This window comes from Enterovibrio nigricans DSM 22720 (assembly GCF_900167155.1).
In the GTDB taxonomy this organism is placed as follows: domain Bacteria; phylum Pseudomonadota; class Gammaproteobacteria; order Enterobacterales; family Vibrionaceae; genus Enterovibrio; species Enterovibrio nigricans.
The window spans coordinates 48034-64719 of the sequence record NZ_FUXU01000001.1 but is presented as its reverse complement, the minus strand read 5'-3'; the positions used below and the strand labels follow the sequence as shown (position 1 = coordinate 64719).

Genomic DNA, 16686 nt, shown 5'->3' with positions numbered 1-16686 from the left:
ACGGCGATATAATGTGCGCCGTTCGGACGCGGGGTGGAGCAGCTTGGTAGCTCGTCGGGCTCATAACCCGAAGGTCGTCGGTTCAAATCCGGCCCCCGCAACCACTTTATCAGCGATTGTCATATAGAGACCACGACAGTCGCTGGCTGTGGGAAACCATAGCATCAGGGTCCAGTTGCATAAAACCCCGATATTCGGGGTTTTTTGTTATCTGAAGATGACCATTCGGATGAATACTGGGCTTTAGGCCCTTTTTTTATTTCTGGGGTTTGTATGACAGGATTAGAAAAACAGCTTCACGCCTTGCTGGAAGCACCTGTAGAGGCTTTGGACTATGAGCTTGTTGGGCTTGAGTTCGTACGCGCTGGCCAGCACTCAACCCTTCGTGTCTTCATTGATCACGAAAACGGTATTACAGTAGAAGATTGTGCTGAAGTTAGCCGTCAAGTTAGTGCAGTGATGGACGTAGAAGATCCTATTACTGTTGCTTACAGTCTGGAAGTTTCTTCTCCAGGCTTGGAGCGTCCACTGTTTAAAGCTGAACATTATCAGCGTTTTATTGGCCATGAAGTCACTATTGTACTGAAAATGGCTATGGAAAACCGTCGTAAGTGGAAAGGAAAGATCCTTTCTATTGAAGGCGAGACCGTGACCATCAGCGTCGATGACAACGAAGAAGCGTTCGCCCTGAGCAATATCGCCAAGGCCAACCTGGTCCCTTCATTTTAAGGTTAAATGAGGCATTAGTTCATGAACAAAGAAATCTTGGCTGTCGTAGAAGCGGTATCCAACGAAAAAGCAGTTCCTCGCGAGCGCATTTTTGAAGCATTAGAAACGGCGCTGGCTACGGCAACAAAGAAAAAATATGAAGCAGACATCGACGTCCGCGTTGCGATTGACCGTAAAACCGGCGAGTTTGACACTTTCCGTCGTTGGTTGGTCGTTGAAGAAGTCGTTCTACCTACTCGTGAAATCACGTTGGAAGCTGCTCAGTATGATGACGAATCACTAGAGCTAGGCGGTTTTGTTGAAGACGACATTGAATCAGTGACGTTTGACCGCATTACTACACAAACAGCAAAACAGGTAATCGTACAGAAAGTACGTGAAGCTGAACGCGCTCAAGTGGTTGAACAATTTATGGACAATGAAGGTGAGTTGATCACCGGTATTGTTAAAAAAGTAAACCGCGATGTGATTATCGTTGATCTGGGTAACAACGCAGAAGCGGCAATTCAGCGTGACGACCAATTGCCACGTGAAAACTTCCGTCCAGGCGACCGCGTGCGTGGTTTGCTGTATGCTGTACGTCCAGAAGCGCGTGGATTCCAATTGTTCATGACTCGCTCTAAATCTGAAATGCTGATCGAATTGTTCCGCATTGAAGTGCCAGAAATTGGCGAAGAGATGATCGAAGTGATGGGCGCTGCACGTGATCCAGGTTCTCGTGCGAAAATCGCGGTTAAAACGAACGACAAACGTATCGACCCTGTGGGTGCGTGTGTTGGTATGCGTGGGGCTCGTGTTCAAGCTGTTTCAGGTGAACTGGGCGGCGAGCGTATTGATATCGTTTTGTGGGATAGTAATCCAGCGCAATTCGTTATCAACGCAATGGCTCCTGCAGACGTAGCATCGATCATTGTCGATGAAGATTCACATACTATGGACATTGCAGTTGAGGCAGATAACTTGGCTCAAGCAATCGGCCGCAACGGTCAGAACGTACGTCTGGCTTCTCAACTAACGGGTTGGGAACTGAACGTCATGACTGTTCAAGACCTTCAGAAGAAACACCAGGAAGAAGCTGGCCAGTCCATTGAACTGTTCAGTAAACACTTGGATATTGATGAAGATTTCGCAGCAGTTCTTGTAGAAGAAGGCTTCACCTCTTTAGAGGAAGTTGCTTATGTTCCAGCAGCTGAGCTTCTGGATATTAACGGTCTTGATGAAGATACCGTTGAAGAATTGCGTAACCGTGCGAAAGAAGCACTGACCACCATCGCGTTGGCAAAAGAAGAAATCCTTGATGGTGCTGAGCCAGCTGAAGACCTTTTAGGTCTGGAAGGCTTGGAGCGTGATTTTGCGTTCCGCCTAGCAGCGAAAGGCATTTGTACTCTAGAAGATCTGGCTGACCAAGGTACAGACGATCTTTTAGATATCGAGGGAATGGATGAAGTTAAAGCGGGCGAGCTTATCATGGCCGCACGCAATATTTGCTGGTTCAGCGACGAAGCTTAAGCGCAGCAAAGGAGGAGCAGAATGTCAGAGGTTACAGTTAAGGCACTGGCGAGCGAGATTGATACGCCGGTAGAACGTTTGCTGAAGCAATTACAAGACGCAGGCATTCAGAAATCGGCAGACGATAACGTAAGCCAAGATGAGAAACAAACCTTGCTAACTCACTTAAAACGTGAGCATGGCGACGATGGTAGCGCTCCAACTCGACTGACGTTACAGCGCAAAAAACGCAGCACTTTGAGTGTTTCAGGTGCTGGCGGAAAGAGTAAGGATGTTCAAGTAGAAGTGCGTAAAAAACGCACCTACGTGAAGCGCAGCGAACTAGAAGAACAACGTGTAGCTCAAGAAGTTGCACAACGCGAAGCTGAAGAAGCAGTACAACGTGAGGCTGAGGAAATAGCCCGTCGTGAAGCTGAAGAAGCAGCAAAGCGTGAAGCTCAAGAGAAAGCGAAACGCGAGGCAGATGAAAAAGCCCTGCGTGACGCTGAAGAAAAAGCCCGTATTGCCGCTGAAAAAGCGCAGCATTCACACGAAACAGCAGAAGATAAATCTGCTCGTGAAGCTGCTGAAGCGCAAGCGAAGAAAGAAGCTGATGAACTCAAGCGTCGCCAGGAAGAGGAAGCCAAGCGTAAAGCTGAAGAAGAAAGTCAGCGCCAGCTAGAAGAGGCACGCAAGATGGCAGAATTAAACGAAGAGCGCTGGAGTCAACAAGACGCAGCGGTTGAGGTAATGGAAAAGGCAGATCACCACACCACTACCTCACAACACGCACGTGAAGCGGAAGACGAAGCAGATCGTCGTCAAGAAGCCGCTCCGCGTCGTCGTAAGAAGAAAAAATCGGCACAAGAGAAAGACGATCAGTCTTCTGGACGTGGTCGTGGCGGTAAAGGCGGCAAGCTTAAAGGCCGTATGTCTAAACCGACTTCAATGCAGCATGGTTTCCAAAGACCAGCACAGAAAGTTAACCGTGACGTTGAGATCGGCGAAACTGTAACTGTTGCTGAACTGGCTAACAAGATGGCGGTTAAAGCCACCGAAGTTATCAAAGCCATGATGAAAATGGGTGCGATGGCAACTATCAACCAAGTGATTGACCAAGAAACTGCAGCATTGGTTGCGGAAGAAATGGGCCACAAAGTGGTTCTTCGTCGTGAAAACGAACTTGAAGAAGCAATCATGTCTGATCGTGATGACAACACTAAGCGTGAACCACGTGCGCCAGTTGTTACCATCATGGGTCACGTTGACCATGGTAAGACATCGACGCTGGATTACATTCGTAAAGCACACGTTGCATCTGGTGAGGCCGGCGGTATTACCCAGCACATTGGTGCGTACCATGTTGAAACTGACAACGGTATGATCACTTTCCTGGATACGCCAGGACACGCCGCATTTACTTCAATGCGTGCACGTGGTGCAAAAGCGACAGACATCGTTGTTCTGGTTGTTGCTGCAGATGATGGCGTAATGCCACAGACTATCGAAGCTATCCAGCACGCTAAAGCGGCAGAAGTGCCACTGATTGTTGCTGTGAACAAGATCGATAAAGAATCAGCTAACCCAGATCAAGTTAAGAATGAACTGGCGCAGTACGATGTTATCCCTGAAGAGTGGGGCGGCGAGAACATCTTTGTTCACGTTTCTGCGAAGCAAGGTACTAACATTGATGGTCTGCTTGAAGCGATTCTGTTGCAATCAGAAGTTCTTGAACTTGATGCAATTCACGATGGCATGGCAAGCGGTGTAGTTATCGAATCACGTCTGGATAAAGGTCGTGGTCCGGTAGCAACAGTTCTTGTTCAGGAAGGTACGCTGAAAAAAGGTGATATCGTTCTGTGTGGTCTGGAATATGGCCGCGTTCGTGCAATGCGTGACGAAAACGGTAAAGACGTTGAAACTGCAGGTCCATCAATCCCAGTAGAAATCTTGGGTCTGTCTGGTGTGCCACAAGCAGGTGACGAAGCGACTGTTGTACGTGATGAGCGTAAAGCACGTGAAGTTGCTCTGTATCGTCAAGGCAAGTTCCGTGACGTGAAACTAGCACGTCAACAGAAAGCTAAGCTGGAAAACATGTTTGCTAACATGACAGAAGGCGAAGTGTCTGAACTGAACGTTGTTCTTAAAGCTGACGTACAAGGTTCTGTAGAAGCGATTGCTGATTCACTGGTTAAATTGTCTACTGACGAAGTAAAAGTGAAGATCGTAGGTTCAGGTGTTGGTGCAATCACCGAAACTGATGCGGTTCTGGCAGCAGCATCTAACGCGATTCTGGTTGGTTTCAACGTACGTGCTGATGCATCTGCACGTAAGACTATTGAAGCTGAAAGCCTGGATCTGCGTTACTACTCAGTAATCTACGCCCTGATTGACGAAGTGAAACAAGCGATGAGCGGTATGCTTGCGCCTGAGTTCAAACAGCAAATCATGGGTCTTGCTGAAGTACGTGAAGTCTTCAAGTCACCTAAGATTGGTGCTATTGCAGGCTGTATCGTTACTGAAGGTACCATTAAGCGTAACAACCCAATCCGCGTATTGCGTGACAACGTTGTTATCTATGAAGGTGAGCTTGAGTCACTACGTCGCTTTAAAGATGACGTAAATGAAGTGGCAAAAGGTTACGAGTGTGGTATCGGCGTTAAGAACTACAACGATGTTCGCGTAGGCGACCAAATCGAAGTATTCGAAATCGTTGAAGTTAAACGTACCATCGACTAATAGCTGCCTGTAACAGGTTGTTTATAAACACCATGGGGGGAAGCGCTTTGCGCTTTCCCCCCATTTCGTATAAGAGAATAGCGTTATGGCAAAAGAATTTAGCCGCACACAGCGCGTGTCGCAGCAAGTGCAAAAAGAAGTCGCACTGATACTGCAGCGCGAGATCAAAGACCCTCGCATTAGCATGGTGACGGTATCCGGCGTTGATGTTTCACGTGACCTTGCTTATGCAAAAGTACACGTGACCTTTTTGACAACAGGTGATCAAACCGCTGAAGCAGGCTTAGAAGCGCTGAATGAACAAGCTTGGTATGTCCGTACATTGCTTGGTAAAGCAATTCGTCTGCGTATCACGCCAGAAGTGATTTTTGTGTTTGACCAGTCACTGACTGAAGGTATGCGCATTTCTAACTTGGTAAGCCAGGCTGTGAAGTCTGATGAAGAACGTCATGTTGAAGATGACAACGATGGAGACAAAGAATAATGGGTCGCCGTCCTCGTCGCCGCGGACGCCCTGTCGACGGCATTATCCTACTGGATAAGCCGACGGGTATAACGTCAAATGCTGCGCTGCAAAAAGTTAAGAACATCTACTTTGCGGAGAAAGCGGGCCATACTGGTGCACTGGATCCTCTGGCTACGGGTATGCTGCCAATCTGTTTTGGCGAAGCGACTAAGTTTTCTCAGTTCCTATTGGACTCAGATAAACGCTACCGTGTTATAGCAAAGCTGGGTGAACGCACTAATACCTCTGATTCAGATGGTGAAGTGGTGGAAACGCGTGAAGTAAAAGTGAACCTTGGTGATCTGGAGCGTAACATCGCGTCATTCCGCGGTGACACCATGCAAGTACCTTCGATGTTTTCAGCATTGAAACACGAAGGTAAACCGCTTTACGAATATGCACGAGCTGGCATCGAAATTCCGCGCGAAGCACGTAAAATCACGGTCTTTGAAATTTCACTTCTGCGCTTTGAAGGGCATGAAGTGGAGATGGAAGTACACTGCTCAAAAGGCACTTACATCCGTACTATTGTTGACGATCTTGGCGAAATGCTGGGCTGTGGTGCACACGTGACGATGCTGCGTCGCACCGGTGTTTCTGGCTACCCATACGAAAAAATGGTGAGCTTGGAGCAACTTGAAGCACTACTAGAGCAAGCGCGTGAGCAAGATATTCAGCCGCGAGAGCTTCTTGACCCATTATTGCTACCGCTAGATACTGCAGTGCAGGATCTACGTGAAGTAAATCTACTGCCAGCAGTCGCGAGTTACGCGCTTCAAGGCCAAGCTGTTCAAGTGCCAAATGCACCGACAGAAGGTCAGGTTCGCATGACGGTGGGTGAAGATCGCACCTTTATCGGCGTAGGGGAAGTTGACGCTGATGGCATGGTTGCGCCCCGTCGTTTGGTACGTACACACCAACAGTAATTATATCGCGTGTTGAATGCGACAGCGGTTGCCTTATTAAGGGGATCGCTGTAGAATTCGCCGCTTCGGGTGTCGGCTGAATCAGAGATTGGCTGACACAAATTTGAAACCTTTTACATTTAGGAAAAGACTATGTCTCTGAATGCAGAAACTAAAGCAGCAATCGTTGCTGATTACGCGCAAGGCGCGAACGACACTGGTTCTCCAGAAGTACAAGTAGCACTGCTGACTGCTTCAATCAACCACCTGCAAGGCCACTTCGCTGAGCACAAAGGTGACCACCACAGCCGTCGCGGTCTGCTGCGCATGGTTTCACGTCGTCGTAAGCTTCTGGACTACCTGAAGCGTAAAAACGCTGACCGTTACCTAGAGCTGATCAAGCGTCTGGGTCTGCGTCGCTAATAAGCCTTTGGCTTTTAAGCATCGCATTCCGAAAAGGAGCCATTCGTGGCTCCTTTTCTCGTTTTTGCTCTCATCAAAATTCGCCATTCGGCTAGCATTAGCCATTTATCACACTTACTTCCTCAGTGGCTTGCTGTGGATTGAGTGTAAACCGTCCTAGACAAAAAATTATCTCGTATAAACGCACGAAACTTACTTCTGTAAGTTACCGTTAATTGTCTTGGCGTGTATAATATTGGCGCTTTCATTGGCTTCGCAGTCTACGAAGTCGACCATCAGGTCGCGACTATTGAGAACACTCTGTTGTTGTCTTCCTCTTGAGAGGAGAAATTGAGTTTTGTCATTAGTCGCGATTAGTGAAGCCTTTGAATATAAAGTGACTCGCACTAAGTAAGTGCAAATAAAACAAGGAATTTCACGTGAATCCAATCGTAAAAACATTCCAGTATGGTAACCACACCGTAACACTGGAAACAGGTGTTATGGCTCGCCAAGCAACTGCAGCTGTAATGGCTAGCATGGACGACACTTCTGTATTTGTAAGTGTTGTTGGTAAAAAAAACGCGGTAGAAGGCCAAGATTTCTTCCCGTTGACGGTTAACTACCAAGAGCGTACTTACGCGGCAGGTAAAATTCCGGGTGGTTTCTTCAAACGTGAAGGTCGTCCGTCAGAAGGCGAAACGCTGACATCACGTCTGATCGACCGTCCAATCCGTCCGCTATTCCCAGACGGTTTCAAAAACGAAGTTCAGGTTATCGCGACTGTGGTTTCTGTAAACCCAGATGTTAACCCTGATATCGTAGCAATGCTTGCAACGTCTGCAGCACTGACCATTTCTGGCTTGCCATTCAACGGCCCAATCGGTGCTGCACGTGTTGGTTTCATCAACGACCAGTTGGTATTGAACCCAAGCAACACTGAACTAGAAAACAGCCGTTTGGATCTGGTTATCGCAGGTACTGAAGGCGCAGTTCTGATGGTTGAATCAGAAGCTGATCGTTTGTCTGAAGAGCAAATGCTACAAGCGGTTGTTTTTGGTCATGACCAACAACAAGTTGCGATCAAAGCGATCAACGAATTCGCTGCTGAAGTAGCAACCCCATCTTGGGATTGGACTGCACCAGTCGTTAACGCTGAGCTTAAAGCGCGCGTTGCTGAACTGGCAGAAACTCGTTTCGTAGAAGCGTACCAAATCACCGAGAAAATGGCGCGTTACGCACAAGTTGGTGAAATCAAGCAAAGCGTTATCGCTCAAATGAGCGAAGAAAACGAAGATCTGAATGTTCGTGAAATTCAGGGCATGCTTGGCAGCCTTGAGAAGAACGTTGTACGTGGCCGCATTATTGCTGGCAACCCACGTATCGATGGCCGTGAAAAAGACATGGTTCGTGCGCTAGACGTACGTACTGGTGTACTTCCACGTACCCACGGTTCTTCTTTGTTTACTCGTGGTGAAACTCAGGCTCTGGTTACCGCAACACTAGGTACGCAGCGTGACGCGCAAATCATTGATTCAATCACTGGTGAGCGTACTGATAACTTCCTACTGCACTACAACTTCCCTCCATACTGTGTGGGTGAAACAGGTTTTGTTGGTTCACCTAAGCGTCGTGAAATCGGCCACGGTAAACTGGCGAAGCGTGGTATTGCAGCTGTTATGCCTTCTCAAGATGAATTCCCATACACCGTTCGCGTGGTTTCTGAAATCACTGAATCTAACGGTTCGTCTTCAATGGCATCGGTATGTGGTACTTCTCTTGCGCTGATGGACGCGGGTGTTCCAATCAAGAAATCTGTTGCTGGTATCGCAATGGGTCTTGTGAAAGAAGAAAGCGACTTCGTTGTTCTGTCTGACATTCTGGGTGATGAAGACCACCTGGGTGACATGGACTTTAAAGTAGCGGGTACTGATGATGGTGTTACTGCGCTGCAGATGGACATCAAAATCGAAGGTATCACTAAAGAGATCATGGAAATTGCTCTTAACCAAGCGAAGGGTGCACGTCTGCACATCCTGAGCGTGATGGATGAAGCGATCTCTGCTGCTCGTGACGATATCTCTGAATTCGCACCACGTATCCACACTATCAAGATCAACCCTGAGAAGATCAAAGATGTGATCGGTAAAGGCGGTGCTGTTATCCGTGCACTGACTGACGAAACTGACACGACTATCGAAATCGAAGATGACGGTACTGTGAAAATCGCAGCAACTGACGGTGAGAAAGCGAAAGCAGCAATTGCTCGCATCGAAGCACTGACAGCTGAAGTGGAAGTTGGCCGTATCTACACCGGTAAAGTAACGCGCATCGTTGACTTCGGTTGTTTCGTATCAGTAATCGGTACCAAAGAAGGTTTGGTACACATTTCTCAAGTTGCGGATCAGCGCATCGAGAAAGTGTCTGATTACGTTGAGCAAGGCCAAGAAGTTCAAGTTAAGGTTTTGGAAATCGACCGTCAAGGCCGTATCCGTCTGAGCATGAAAGAAGCAGTAGAAGCACCAGCTGCTGCTGAAGAAAACACTGCTCAACCAGACGCAGAAGCTTAATCGGTTTACGCCGAGCGTGTAAACGAGGTATAAAAAGGGGGCTTTGCCCCCTTTTTTGTATATGGAGATTACTGCAAATGCTAAAAAAAAGATGGCTCCCGTTGACGGTAGCCGGCAGCCTGTTGCTTTTATCCGGTTGCCAGACTACTTCACAGACAGTGGAAGTCACTCAGCCATGGCATTTGCTTCCAATGGCTGTGCCTCTTCAGCCAACAACACAGCAAGAAGTGCAACTGGCGCGTATTGACCAGATCCTGCTTCGTGATGATCTTACCGATACAGATAAGGCTCAAATTTATTACGAGCGTGGGCTTATTAACGATAGCTTAGGATTGAGAGATCTCGCGAGGCTCGATTTTAACCGTTCACTTTCATTCGACCCCGCTCAGCCAGATGTATTTAACATCCTGGGGGTCTATTTTACGCAAAGTGGTATGTATGACGCGGCATATGAAGCGTTTGACTCAACGCTAGAGCTCAACGAAATCCACCAATACGCAGAGCGAAACAGGGGCATTGCGTTGTATTACGGTGGTCGGTATATGCTCGCTGAGAGGGATTTACTCAAACATTATAATGACAATATTAATGATGCTTATCGTGCACTTTGGCTCTATTTAGTCGACATTGAGAATGATGGTGCAGAGCTGGCTAGACAACAGCTTGAGACCCGTTTTTCTGGATCGGACAAGCAGGACTGGGGGTGGGAAATAGCACGTCTGTACATTGGTGATGTGAGCGAAGAGCAGTTCTTCCACGACATTATGATTACCAGCCAAAACAACGCACAGTTAGCACAGCGTTTGTGCGAAGGTTATTTCTACTTAGCCAAGCGATATCAAGCTGTTGGCGATCTTAGCTCCGCGGTCGCGTTATATAAGCTCGCCATGTCAGGCAACGTCTATGACTATGTTGAGCACCGCTATGCGATGTTAGAGCTTAGTAGGATTGCCGAGCAGTTCGCCCAGCAATCATTGCCCAAGTCGTAACAGTCATTCATAAAGGAAAAAGCCGTAAAATACGGCTTTTCTTGTTTATGTCGTTCTAATTATGCCTGAACTGCCATACCTTCGATATTGTGCCAATAGCCGTTGCAGAAGTGGCTGCGAGGGGCAAATCCTGACTCCCCTCGCTTGAATCCAGCAAGGACGTTCAGTGTGTCGGCATTTTGTGGGCTGATTCTTACGACGTCTACCAGTCCATTCATCGATGCGATGTCAGCACTGAGGTCGTAACAATATCCCGATTGTGTCTGGATGCCGTTCAAGGTAAAGACTGGCTGCCCTTCCTGACTTTTCACTTCCAGTCCTTCTGGGTAATTAACGCAGCAGGTTTCGCACTTATCTTTCGGTCTGTCTTCGGCACGTGCGCTAAAGCAACGCGCAGAGTAAGCTAACGGTAAGTGACCAAATGAGAAGACTTCGATTTCAAACTTGTCACGAATACCGATCGTTTCTGCTTGTGAAAGCACTTTTTGTAGCCACTCTCTTGACAGTTCTACCGGCATACACCAGCGCGTCATGCCTTTGTTCACCAATACCTGCAGTGCTTGGGCGTTATATAGATTCAATGCAGGGCCAGCAACAAACGGTACATTTTTTTCGTGAGCCAGCTGAACCGCCGAGACATCATTGGCCTCGACGATAAACTCTCCGTTGTCGACGTATCGCTGCATGACACTGACTTCGCTTGGGGCTTCAAGCAAAGCCATGGTAGATATCACGACCTGCTTGCCATTTGCGGCCAGTTCTTTGCCGAGCTGCATCCAATCACTGCCGCGCATCTCACGGCGTTTTGAGCACACGGTTTCGCCTAGGTAAACAATATCAGCCTCGCTGTTTACTGCGCGTTGATAGAACGTTTCTACGTCGTTTTTTGGCCAGAAATAAAGTAGCGGGCCTAGAGAATATTTCATGGGTTTATCCATCACTGCCATTTACGGTGATATGCACCAAGTGTCGTTTGTGCACCTTCAGAAACGCTATCCAAGCACTGATTCCATTGGGGAAGTACGTGATAGCTTTCAGGGTTGGATTGGTAGCTGTCTATAGCCTGTCGCCATGTGCGGGTGACTTGTTCAACATATGCAGGGCTGCGTTGACGGCCTTCGATTTTGACCGAGGCAATATTGGCGTCAAACAGTTCTGGCAATATAGACAAGGTGTTCAGACTGGTTGGCTCTTCCAGTGCATGGAGCGCGGGACCATCGGTAATAAAACGTCCTTTACATAACGTTGGGTAACCCGCGTTTTCGCCCGTTTTATAGCGGTCGATCAAAATGTTATTGAGACGAGACTCTAAGCCTTCGTTGGTTTCTTGCCAGCGAACGTATTTTGCGGGGGAGCAGGCTCCGACTGTGTTCGGTGATTCGCCTGTCAGGTAAGACGACAAATAGCATCTTCCTTCTGACATGATGCAGAGGCTACCAAACGCAAATACCTCTAAATCGACATCGGTTGTTCTTGCTAGTTGCTTTACTTGATGCATAGAAAGCACGCGTGGCAGAACGACACGTTTGACGTTGAAGTGTTCTTTATAAAACCGAATCGCAGCGCTATTGGTAGCTGAAGCTTGTACCGACAGATGGATTTCCATATCAGGATGCTTACTGGCGGCGTAATCAAGCACAGCGAGATCGGCGATGATCAGAGCGTCAACGCCTAGTTCTACGGCCGCATCGACTGCATCAGTCCAACGATTAAAACCGTCAGGGTGGGCGAAGGTATTAAGCGCAACATGAATGTGTTTTTTCTTGTCGTGCACGTACTGAACCGCTTTCTCAAGTTTTTTTCCATCGAAGTTCAGTCCTGCGAAATGGCGAGCGTTGGTGCCATCTTTAAAGCCGATATAAACGGCATCTGCGCCATTATCAATGGCTGTTTTCAGAGCAGGAAGATTTCCTGCTGGGCAAAGCAATTCCATAAATATCCCCACTTCGCGTGGCTAGCAACTGGCTATGATTTGTGAATCTAAACGTGGGATTTTATGCACCCTGATAGGGACAGGTTTTGATGTAAGGCATGTTTGGTTAATTAATTGCGGCACAAGGGTAACAAAAAGCCACGACAACGAAGATTTGTCGTGGCTTTGTTGGTTTTCACGTCAATCTGTTAAGAAGCGACTTTGCGTGCTTTGTGGTGATTGATTAACAGCGCTTCGAACTCTTCACGAGGCATTGGCTTGTAGAAATGGAAGCCTTGAATCGTGTCACATTTGAGGTTTGCCAACACACTGGCTTGTTTTCCTGACTCGACGCCCTCAGCGACGACTGACATGTTTAAGGAGCGGCCCAGATTGATAATATTTTCAATCAGGGTGACCTGCTTGGGTACCGTTTCCATATCCATAATAAATGCACGGTCAATTTTGAGCTCATCTAATGGAAACTTCGCTAAATAAGACAGTGAAGAATACCCAGTACCAAAATCGTCAATTGAGAGAGAGAAACCAAGGTCTTTGATGGCATTGAGCATCTGAATCGCGTGTTCACCGTCATTCATCACTGCGCTTTCTGTCAGCTCAAAGGTAATAAGTGACGGGTCTGTCTGTGTAGCGACCTGCAGCTTTTTCATGTGCGAAGTTAGATTTGGGTTTCTGAATTGCTGTGGCGACAAGTTGATAGCCACACGACCAGGCAGTACTTTCATACTTTGCCAGCGACGAACGGCTTGGAACACCTCTCGCATGACGTTACGGCCAAGTAACTCGATCATACCGGAACGCTCTGCTACAGGAATAAAGCGCGCAGGGCTAATATAACCTTCTACTGGGTGCTTCCAACGAACCAGCGCTTCTGCGCCGTTGATGGAATGGTCTTTTGCGTTAACTTTTGGTTGATACCAGACCTCTAGGCCATTGTTCTGTAGGGCTTTCTGAAGCTCTATTTCCAACCAAAGACGCATGCGTGCTTCTTTATTCATGTGTTGGCTGTAGGAGACGACGCGATTTCGGCCCTGCTCTTTTGCTTCATACATAGCGGTGTCGGCATTTTGCAGCAGACTGCGCGCATCTTTGCCATCGCCTGGAAATTTAACTAATCCAATTGAACAGGCCAGAAATTTGCTGAAATGATAAAGATCAAACGGTTGGCTGATCACATCCACGATGCGGTTCGCTAACTCTTCAGCCACTTCTTCACTGCTTTGTTCTGGCAACAACACTGCAAACTCATCGCCGCCTAAATGGCCGAGAATGGTCTCCGACGGAAGTTGTCGACGGAGACGTTGCGCGATGTCTTGTAATACGCGATCGCCAATATGATGGCCAAGAGAATCGTTGATGTTTTTAAAGTTGTCTACATCGAGGTAGAACATGACAAGGGGGGTTTTTGCGGCAATAAGTTGTTCAAGGCGACGAGAAAAACCATGACGGTTGTATAGCCCGGTGAGTGCGTCAAATTGTGCCAGTTTCTCTATGGTCTGCTTATGTTCCAATGCTGCGCCAACTTTGGACAGGGCAAGCATGCCGCCTTTTCCACCAAGCAGCGTCGTTGGGCTAAAAGACAGTTTCAGTGTTGCATCGCCTTGCTCGGCGTTAGTCGGTTGGCTGGAGAGTTGTTGGCCAGGTTTGAGCAGGGTTAAAAGTTCAGACACGGATTTGCCTTGCACTGGGCTTACCAGCAGTTTTTCGATGTCTTCACCCAGAATTTCATTGGGGTCATTGAATCCAAGCATATTTACAGCATGTGTGTTGGCAAACATGACAATGCCGTCGTCCAGAACGCAACAGCCATCCCCGACCAGTTTACACAGACTGTCAAAACGGCTTTCTGAAGATTCCAGTGCACTGGTCAGTACTTGTCTTTCGGACGTATCAGCGGCGTGAAAAATGATGAGTTCTGAGGGCCATTCACTATGTTGGCTATTCTCGAAAGGTGACACGCTGAAATGAAAACTAGAGTCGTGAATGCCATCATTGAGCACGACTTCGCCTTCAGAGCTCTCACCCATTAGCGCTCGCACGTAATGCGGCTTTAAAGCATCGTAGAATGCTGATCCCAGTATATCCTTGTCATGTTTTCCCACTAACTCTGCTTGTTCTAACCCACTGATTTCACAATAGCGTTGACTTGCCCAAAGATAGCGATGATCTTTATCTAATACGGCAAATAGAAAAGGGCTGTTAAGAGTTAGACGGGAAAACCAATACGTTAACTGCTCGATTGGCATTGAGGCACCACATATCCTGTTTTTCGGAGCGAGTTCCTATATTTACTCCGTTTTTGAGACAACACTATATAACGGGACGGGGTTGAGGATAAACCTTTATGATAAAGAGCTTTGTTTTTTTGACATAAGGCATAATATTGACGCAACACACTGGCATACAATGTCATGCAATATTGCATCAATCAAACTTGGATGGCCCTCTTGCTTAACAAAATTCATTCAACGCTTGTTCATCAGGCGCCATCGTTATTTCGCTTACCCGTAAAATTTATGCCCGCAACGATTCAGCAAACCTTGATGCTTGAAACGTTAAAACGTGTATTTCGTGAAGCGTTAGACGATGGAGAATTTGAGTTTCTTGAAAATCGTTGGTTGGAAGTGCACGTTCGTGATGTGAATTTCAAAAGTTATATCAGCTTCGTCGACGATAAACTTATAGTACGCAGCGATGTTGCTGAGGCGGATGTGCGTTTCAGTGGCAACCTTAATGACCTTGTACTGATTGCTGCGCGTAAAGAAGATCCTGATACGCTCTTTTTTCAACGTCGTTTGACTATTGAAGGCGATACTGAGCTCGGGTTAGAAGTGAAAAACCTAATGGACAGCGTGGATCTTGATTCACTGCCACCAATGCTTCGTCAGGGGTTATTCTCCTTGGCGGATTTTGTTCAAAAAGGGCTGCAAATGCCAATCGATATAAAAGGGGTTGAGCATGCTCATAAGATCTGAAGCGCCGGCTGATTTACTGGCGATAGATCGTCTGTTGAAAAAGACGTTTCCGACCAATGCTGAAGCGAAGTTGGTCATGACGCTTCGTGAGAATGGCCATAACACTCTTTCTCTGGTGGCGTGTGATGACGATGGTGCGCTCCTTGGTCACGTGATGTTTAGCCCTGTCATGGTCGGCGGGCAAGATATTGGTGTGCAGGGTTTGGCACCTGTTTCTGTTCACCCCGATTTTCGTAACCAAGGTATTGCTGTACAGCTAGTACGTGAAGGTTTTGAGATACTTGCAGAGTTTGGCTATCCCGCGTGCGTGGTATTGGGCGATCCTAACTACTATTCTCGCTTTGCTTTCCAACCAGCGTCCTCTTTTAACCTTCACTGTAAGTGGGATGTACCTGCTGGCGCTTTTATGGGCATTGAACTTCAGGAAGGTGTATTCCGCGATTGCGAAGGGCTGGTGGAGTATTCGTTCGAGTTTGATGAACTGTGATCATCAAATAGCATGTCATTCAAGAGAGCAGCTAAGGCTGCTCTCTTTCGTTGTTGTAAATGACAAAGTTTTGTTAGGATCCATACGTTAATTTCATTACTGGCAGGCCAACTTAATCATGAATGACTTACAACGTCTCAACGAAATGGGGATCACGGTGTGGGATGTGAGACGCACTGGTTTTTTCCCAAATCAAAAGGCGAAGGCTGTCGCTCTTCCTGCATCCTGCAAACTGCTGCTTGTTTGCGAAAGCCAACCGGATGAACAAGATGCGGAGTTGTTTGGAAAAATCCTATCAAGTATGAAATTAAGCCCTGAGGAAGCGCTGAGGGTGCAACCAGAAGTACTTTCAGCCGTTTCCGAGCACAGTTTGGAATGGTGCTGGTTTGCTGGGTGTGAAGGTGAGGCGCTGAGCGGCACTAAAAAGCTGACCTCTCCGTCTTTGTCTATGCTGCAACATGACCAAAATGCCAAAAAAGTACTTTGGCATCAGATAAAAACATTATGAATTTTGAATTGTTACCAATGGAAACACGCTGGCTTGATGACGTAGTACGTGTTGAGCGAGCAGCACATAGCCACCCATGGGCGGAGAGCTTATTACGAAAGCCCGAGAATAAATTTGATTGCCATCGAGTGTTGGTGGAAGCGGGCACGCTGAAAGGGTATTTTTTTGCGCAATGTGTTGCGGGTGAGGCAACCTTACTCAACATCGCGGTTGCACCAGAGTATCAAGGCCAGGGCGTAGGCGCACAATTATTGAAAGCCTTTTTGGCTTGCATGCGTGAAGCGGGTGCAGAAGAGGCTTGGTTGGAAGTGCGGGAAAGCAATCGTGCGGCGATCACGCTGTATGAGAAGTTTGAATTTAATGAATTTGACCGTCGCATCAATTACTATCCGACAGCTTCCGGTCACGAAGACGCGCTTATCATGAGCCACTGGTTTGAATAAAAAGAGCGTTTCT

At 47.4% G+C, this 16686-nt stretch carries 15 protein-coding genes and 1 tRNA gene; 13 read left to right on the top strand and 3 right to left on the bottom strand.

Annotated elements, in window-relative coordinates:
• The first annotated feature begins 27 nt into the window (after positions 1 to 27).
• From B5D35_RS00260 to nlpI, 9 genes are all read left to right on the top strand, one after another.
• A tRNA-Met gene (locus B5D35_RS00260) sits at positions 28 to 104 on the top strand.
• Between the two features lie 169 nt (positions 105 to 273).
• Entirely contained in the window at positions 274 to 729 is a 456-nt protein-coding gene (gene rimP, locus B5D35_RS00255) for a ribosome maturation factor RimP (protein WP_078750631.1), read from the top strand.
• A 21-nt stretch (positions 730 to 750) separates the two neighbouring features.
• Positions 751 to 2238 (top strand): transcription termination factor NusA, encoded by a 1488-nt coding sequence (gene nusA, locus B5D35_RS00250; RefSeq protein ID WP_078750630.1) that lies wholly within the window; start codon positions 751 to 753, stop codon positions 2236 to 2238.
• Positions 2239 to 2259: 21 nt separating this feature from the next.
• Positions 2260 to 4956, top strand: a complete 2697-nt coding sequence (gene infB / locus B5D35_RS00245) for a translation initiation factor IF-2 (protein WP_078750629.1) — start codon at positions 2260 to 2262, stop codon at positions 4954 to 4956.
• An 85-nt stretch (positions 4957 to 5041) separates the two neighbouring features.
• Entirely contained in the window at positions 5042 to 5440 is a 399-nt protein-coding gene (gene rbfA / locus B5D35_RS00240; RefSeq protein ID WP_028023822.1) for a 30S ribosome-binding factor RbfA, read from the top strand.
• Positions 5440 to 6387: a tRNA pseudouridine(55) synthase TruB gene (truB, locus tag B5D35_RS00235; RefSeq protein WP_078750628.1), complete on the top strand. Its 948-nt coding sequence runs from the start codon at positions 5440 to 5442 to the stop codon at positions 6385 to 6387. The genes rbfA and truB overlap by 1 nt, the downstream gene beginning before the upstream one ends.
• Positions 6388 to 6519: 132 nt before the next feature.
• Positions 6520 to 6789, top strand: a complete 270-nt coding sequence (rpsO, locus tag B5D35_RS00230; protein ID WP_078750627.1) for a 30S ribosomal protein S15 — start codon at positions 6520 to 6522, stop codon at positions 6787 to 6789.
• A gap of 419 nt (positions 6790 to 7208) precedes the next feature.
• The gene (gene pnp, locus B5D35_RS00225) at positions 7209 to 9338 is read left to right on the top strand and encodes a polyribonucleotide nucleotidyltransferase (RefSeq protein ID WP_078750626.1); all 2130 of its coding nucleotides are present in this window, start codon (positions 7209 to 7211) and stop codon (positions 9336 to 9338) included.
• A 77-nt stretch (positions 9339 to 9415) separates the two neighbouring features.
• Entirely contained in the window at positions 9416 to 10327 is a 912-nt protein-coding gene (gene nlpI / locus B5D35_RS00220) for a lipoprotein NlpI (protein WP_078750625.1), read from the top strand.
• A 59-nt stretch (positions 10328 to 10386) separates the two neighbouring features.
• Here nlpI and B5D35_RS00215 read toward each other — a convergent pair whose 3' ends face one another.
• From B5D35_RS00215 to B5D35_RS00205, 3 genes are all read right to left on the bottom strand, one after another.
• Positions 10387 to 11253 carry a U32 family peptidase gene (locus B5D35_RS00215; protein ID WP_078750725.1) on the bottom strand — a complete coding sequence of 289 codons (867 nt, stop codon included), beginning with the start codon at positions 11251 to 11253 and terminating at the stop codon, positions 10387 to 10389.
• Positions 11254 to 11264: 11 nt separating this feature from the next.
• Positions 11265 to 12260: a ubiquinone anaerobic biosynthesis protein UbiU gene (ubiU, locus tag B5D35_RS00210; RefSeq protein WP_078750624.1), complete on the bottom strand. Its 996-nt coding sequence runs from the start codon at positions 12258 to 12260 to the stop codon at positions 11265 to 11267.
• Positions 12261 to 12448: 188 nt separating this feature from the next.
• A complete protein-coding gene (locus tag B5D35_RS00205; RefSeq protein ID WP_078750623.1) occupies positions 12449 to 14506 on the bottom strand; it encodes a sensor domain-containing protein in 2058 nt (685 codons plus the stop codon).
• A 201-nt stretch (positions 14507 to 14707) separates the two neighbouring features.
• Here B5D35_RS00205 and ubiT point away from each other — a divergent pair, with 201 nt between their 5' ends.
• From ubiT to rimI, 4 genes are all read left to right on the top strand, one after another.
• A complete protein-coding gene (ubiT, locus tag B5D35_RS00200; protein WP_170915105.1) occupies positions 14708 to 15235 on the top strand; it encodes a ubiquinone anaerobic biosynthesis accessory factor UbiT in 528 nt (175 codons plus the stop codon).
• Entirely contained in the window at positions 15219 to 15722 is a 504-nt protein-coding gene (locus tag B5D35_RS00195) for a GNAT family N-acetyltransferase (protein ID WP_078750622.1), read from the top strand. The genes ubiT and B5D35_RS00195 overlap by 17 nt, the downstream gene beginning before the upstream one ends.
• A 118-nt stretch (positions 15723 to 15840) precedes the next feature.
• Positions 15841 to 16230, top strand: coding sequence for a DNA polymerase III subunit psi (locus B5D35_RS00190; protein ID WP_078750621.1), 390 nt, complete (start codon positions 15841 to 15843; stop codon positions 16228 to 16230).
• A complete protein-coding gene (rimI, locus tag B5D35_RS00185) occupies positions 16227 to 16673 on the top strand; it encodes a ribosomal protein S18-alanine N-acetyltransferase (protein WP_078750620.1) in 447 nt (148 codons plus the stop codon). Before B5D35_RS00190 ends, rimI begins: the two co-directional genes overlap by 4 nt.
• Positions 16674 to 16686 lie beyond the last annotated feature (13 nt).

Excerpts from the sequence above, each read along its gene's own strand:
- B5D35_RS00195 (WP_078750622.1), top strand. The coding sequence starts at position 15,219 with ATGCTCATAAGATCTGAAGCGCCGGCTGATTTACTGGCGATAGATCGT.
- B5D35_RS00215 (WP_078750725.1), bottom strand. The coding sequence starts at position 11,253 with ATGAAATATTCTCTAGGCCCGCTACTTTATTTCTGGCCAAAAAACGAC.
- rimP (WP_078750631.1), top strand. The coding sequence starts at position 274 with ATGACAGGATTAGAAAAACAGCTTCACGCCTTGCTGGAAGCACCTGTA.
- infB (WP_078750629.1), top strand. The coding sequence starts at position 2,260 with ATGTCAGAGGTTACAGTTAAGGCACTGGCGAGCGAGATTGATACGCCG.
- truB (WP_078750628.1), top strand. The coding sequence starts at position 5,440 with ATGGGTCGCCGTCCTCGTCGCCGCGGACGCCCTGTCGACGGCATTATC.
- nusA (WP_078750630.1), top strand. The coding sequence starts at position 751 with ATGAACAAAGAAATCTTGGCTGTCGTAGAAGCGGTATCCAACGAAAAA.
- rimI (WP_078750620.1), top strand. The coding sequence starts at position 16,227 with ATGAATTTTGAATTGTTACCAATGGAAACACGCTGGCTTGATGACGTA.
- rbfA (WP_028023822.1), top strand. The coding sequence starts at position 5,042 with ATGGCAAAAGAATTTAGCCGCACACAGCGCGTGTCGCAGCAAGTGCAA.
- nlpI (WP_078750625.1), top strand. The coding sequence starts at position 9,416 with ATGCTAAAAAAAAGATGGCTCCCGTTGACGGTAGCCGGCAGCCTGTTG.
- B5D35_RS00190 (WP_078750621.1), top strand. The coding sequence starts at position 15,841 with ATGAATGACTTACAACGTCTCAACGAAATGGGGATCACGGTGTGGGAT.
- rpsO (WP_078750627.1), top strand. The coding sequence starts at position 6,520 with ATGTCTCTGAATGCAGAAACTAAAGCAGCAATCGTTGCTGATTACGCG.
- B5D35_RS00205 (WP_078750623.1), bottom strand. The coding sequence starts at position 14,506 with ATGCCAATCGAGCAGTTAACGTATTGGTTTTCCCGTCTAACTCTTAAC.
- ubiU (WP_078750624.1), bottom strand. The coding sequence starts at position 12,260 with ATGGAATTGCTTTGCCCAGCAGGAAATCTTCCTGCTCTGAAAACAGCC.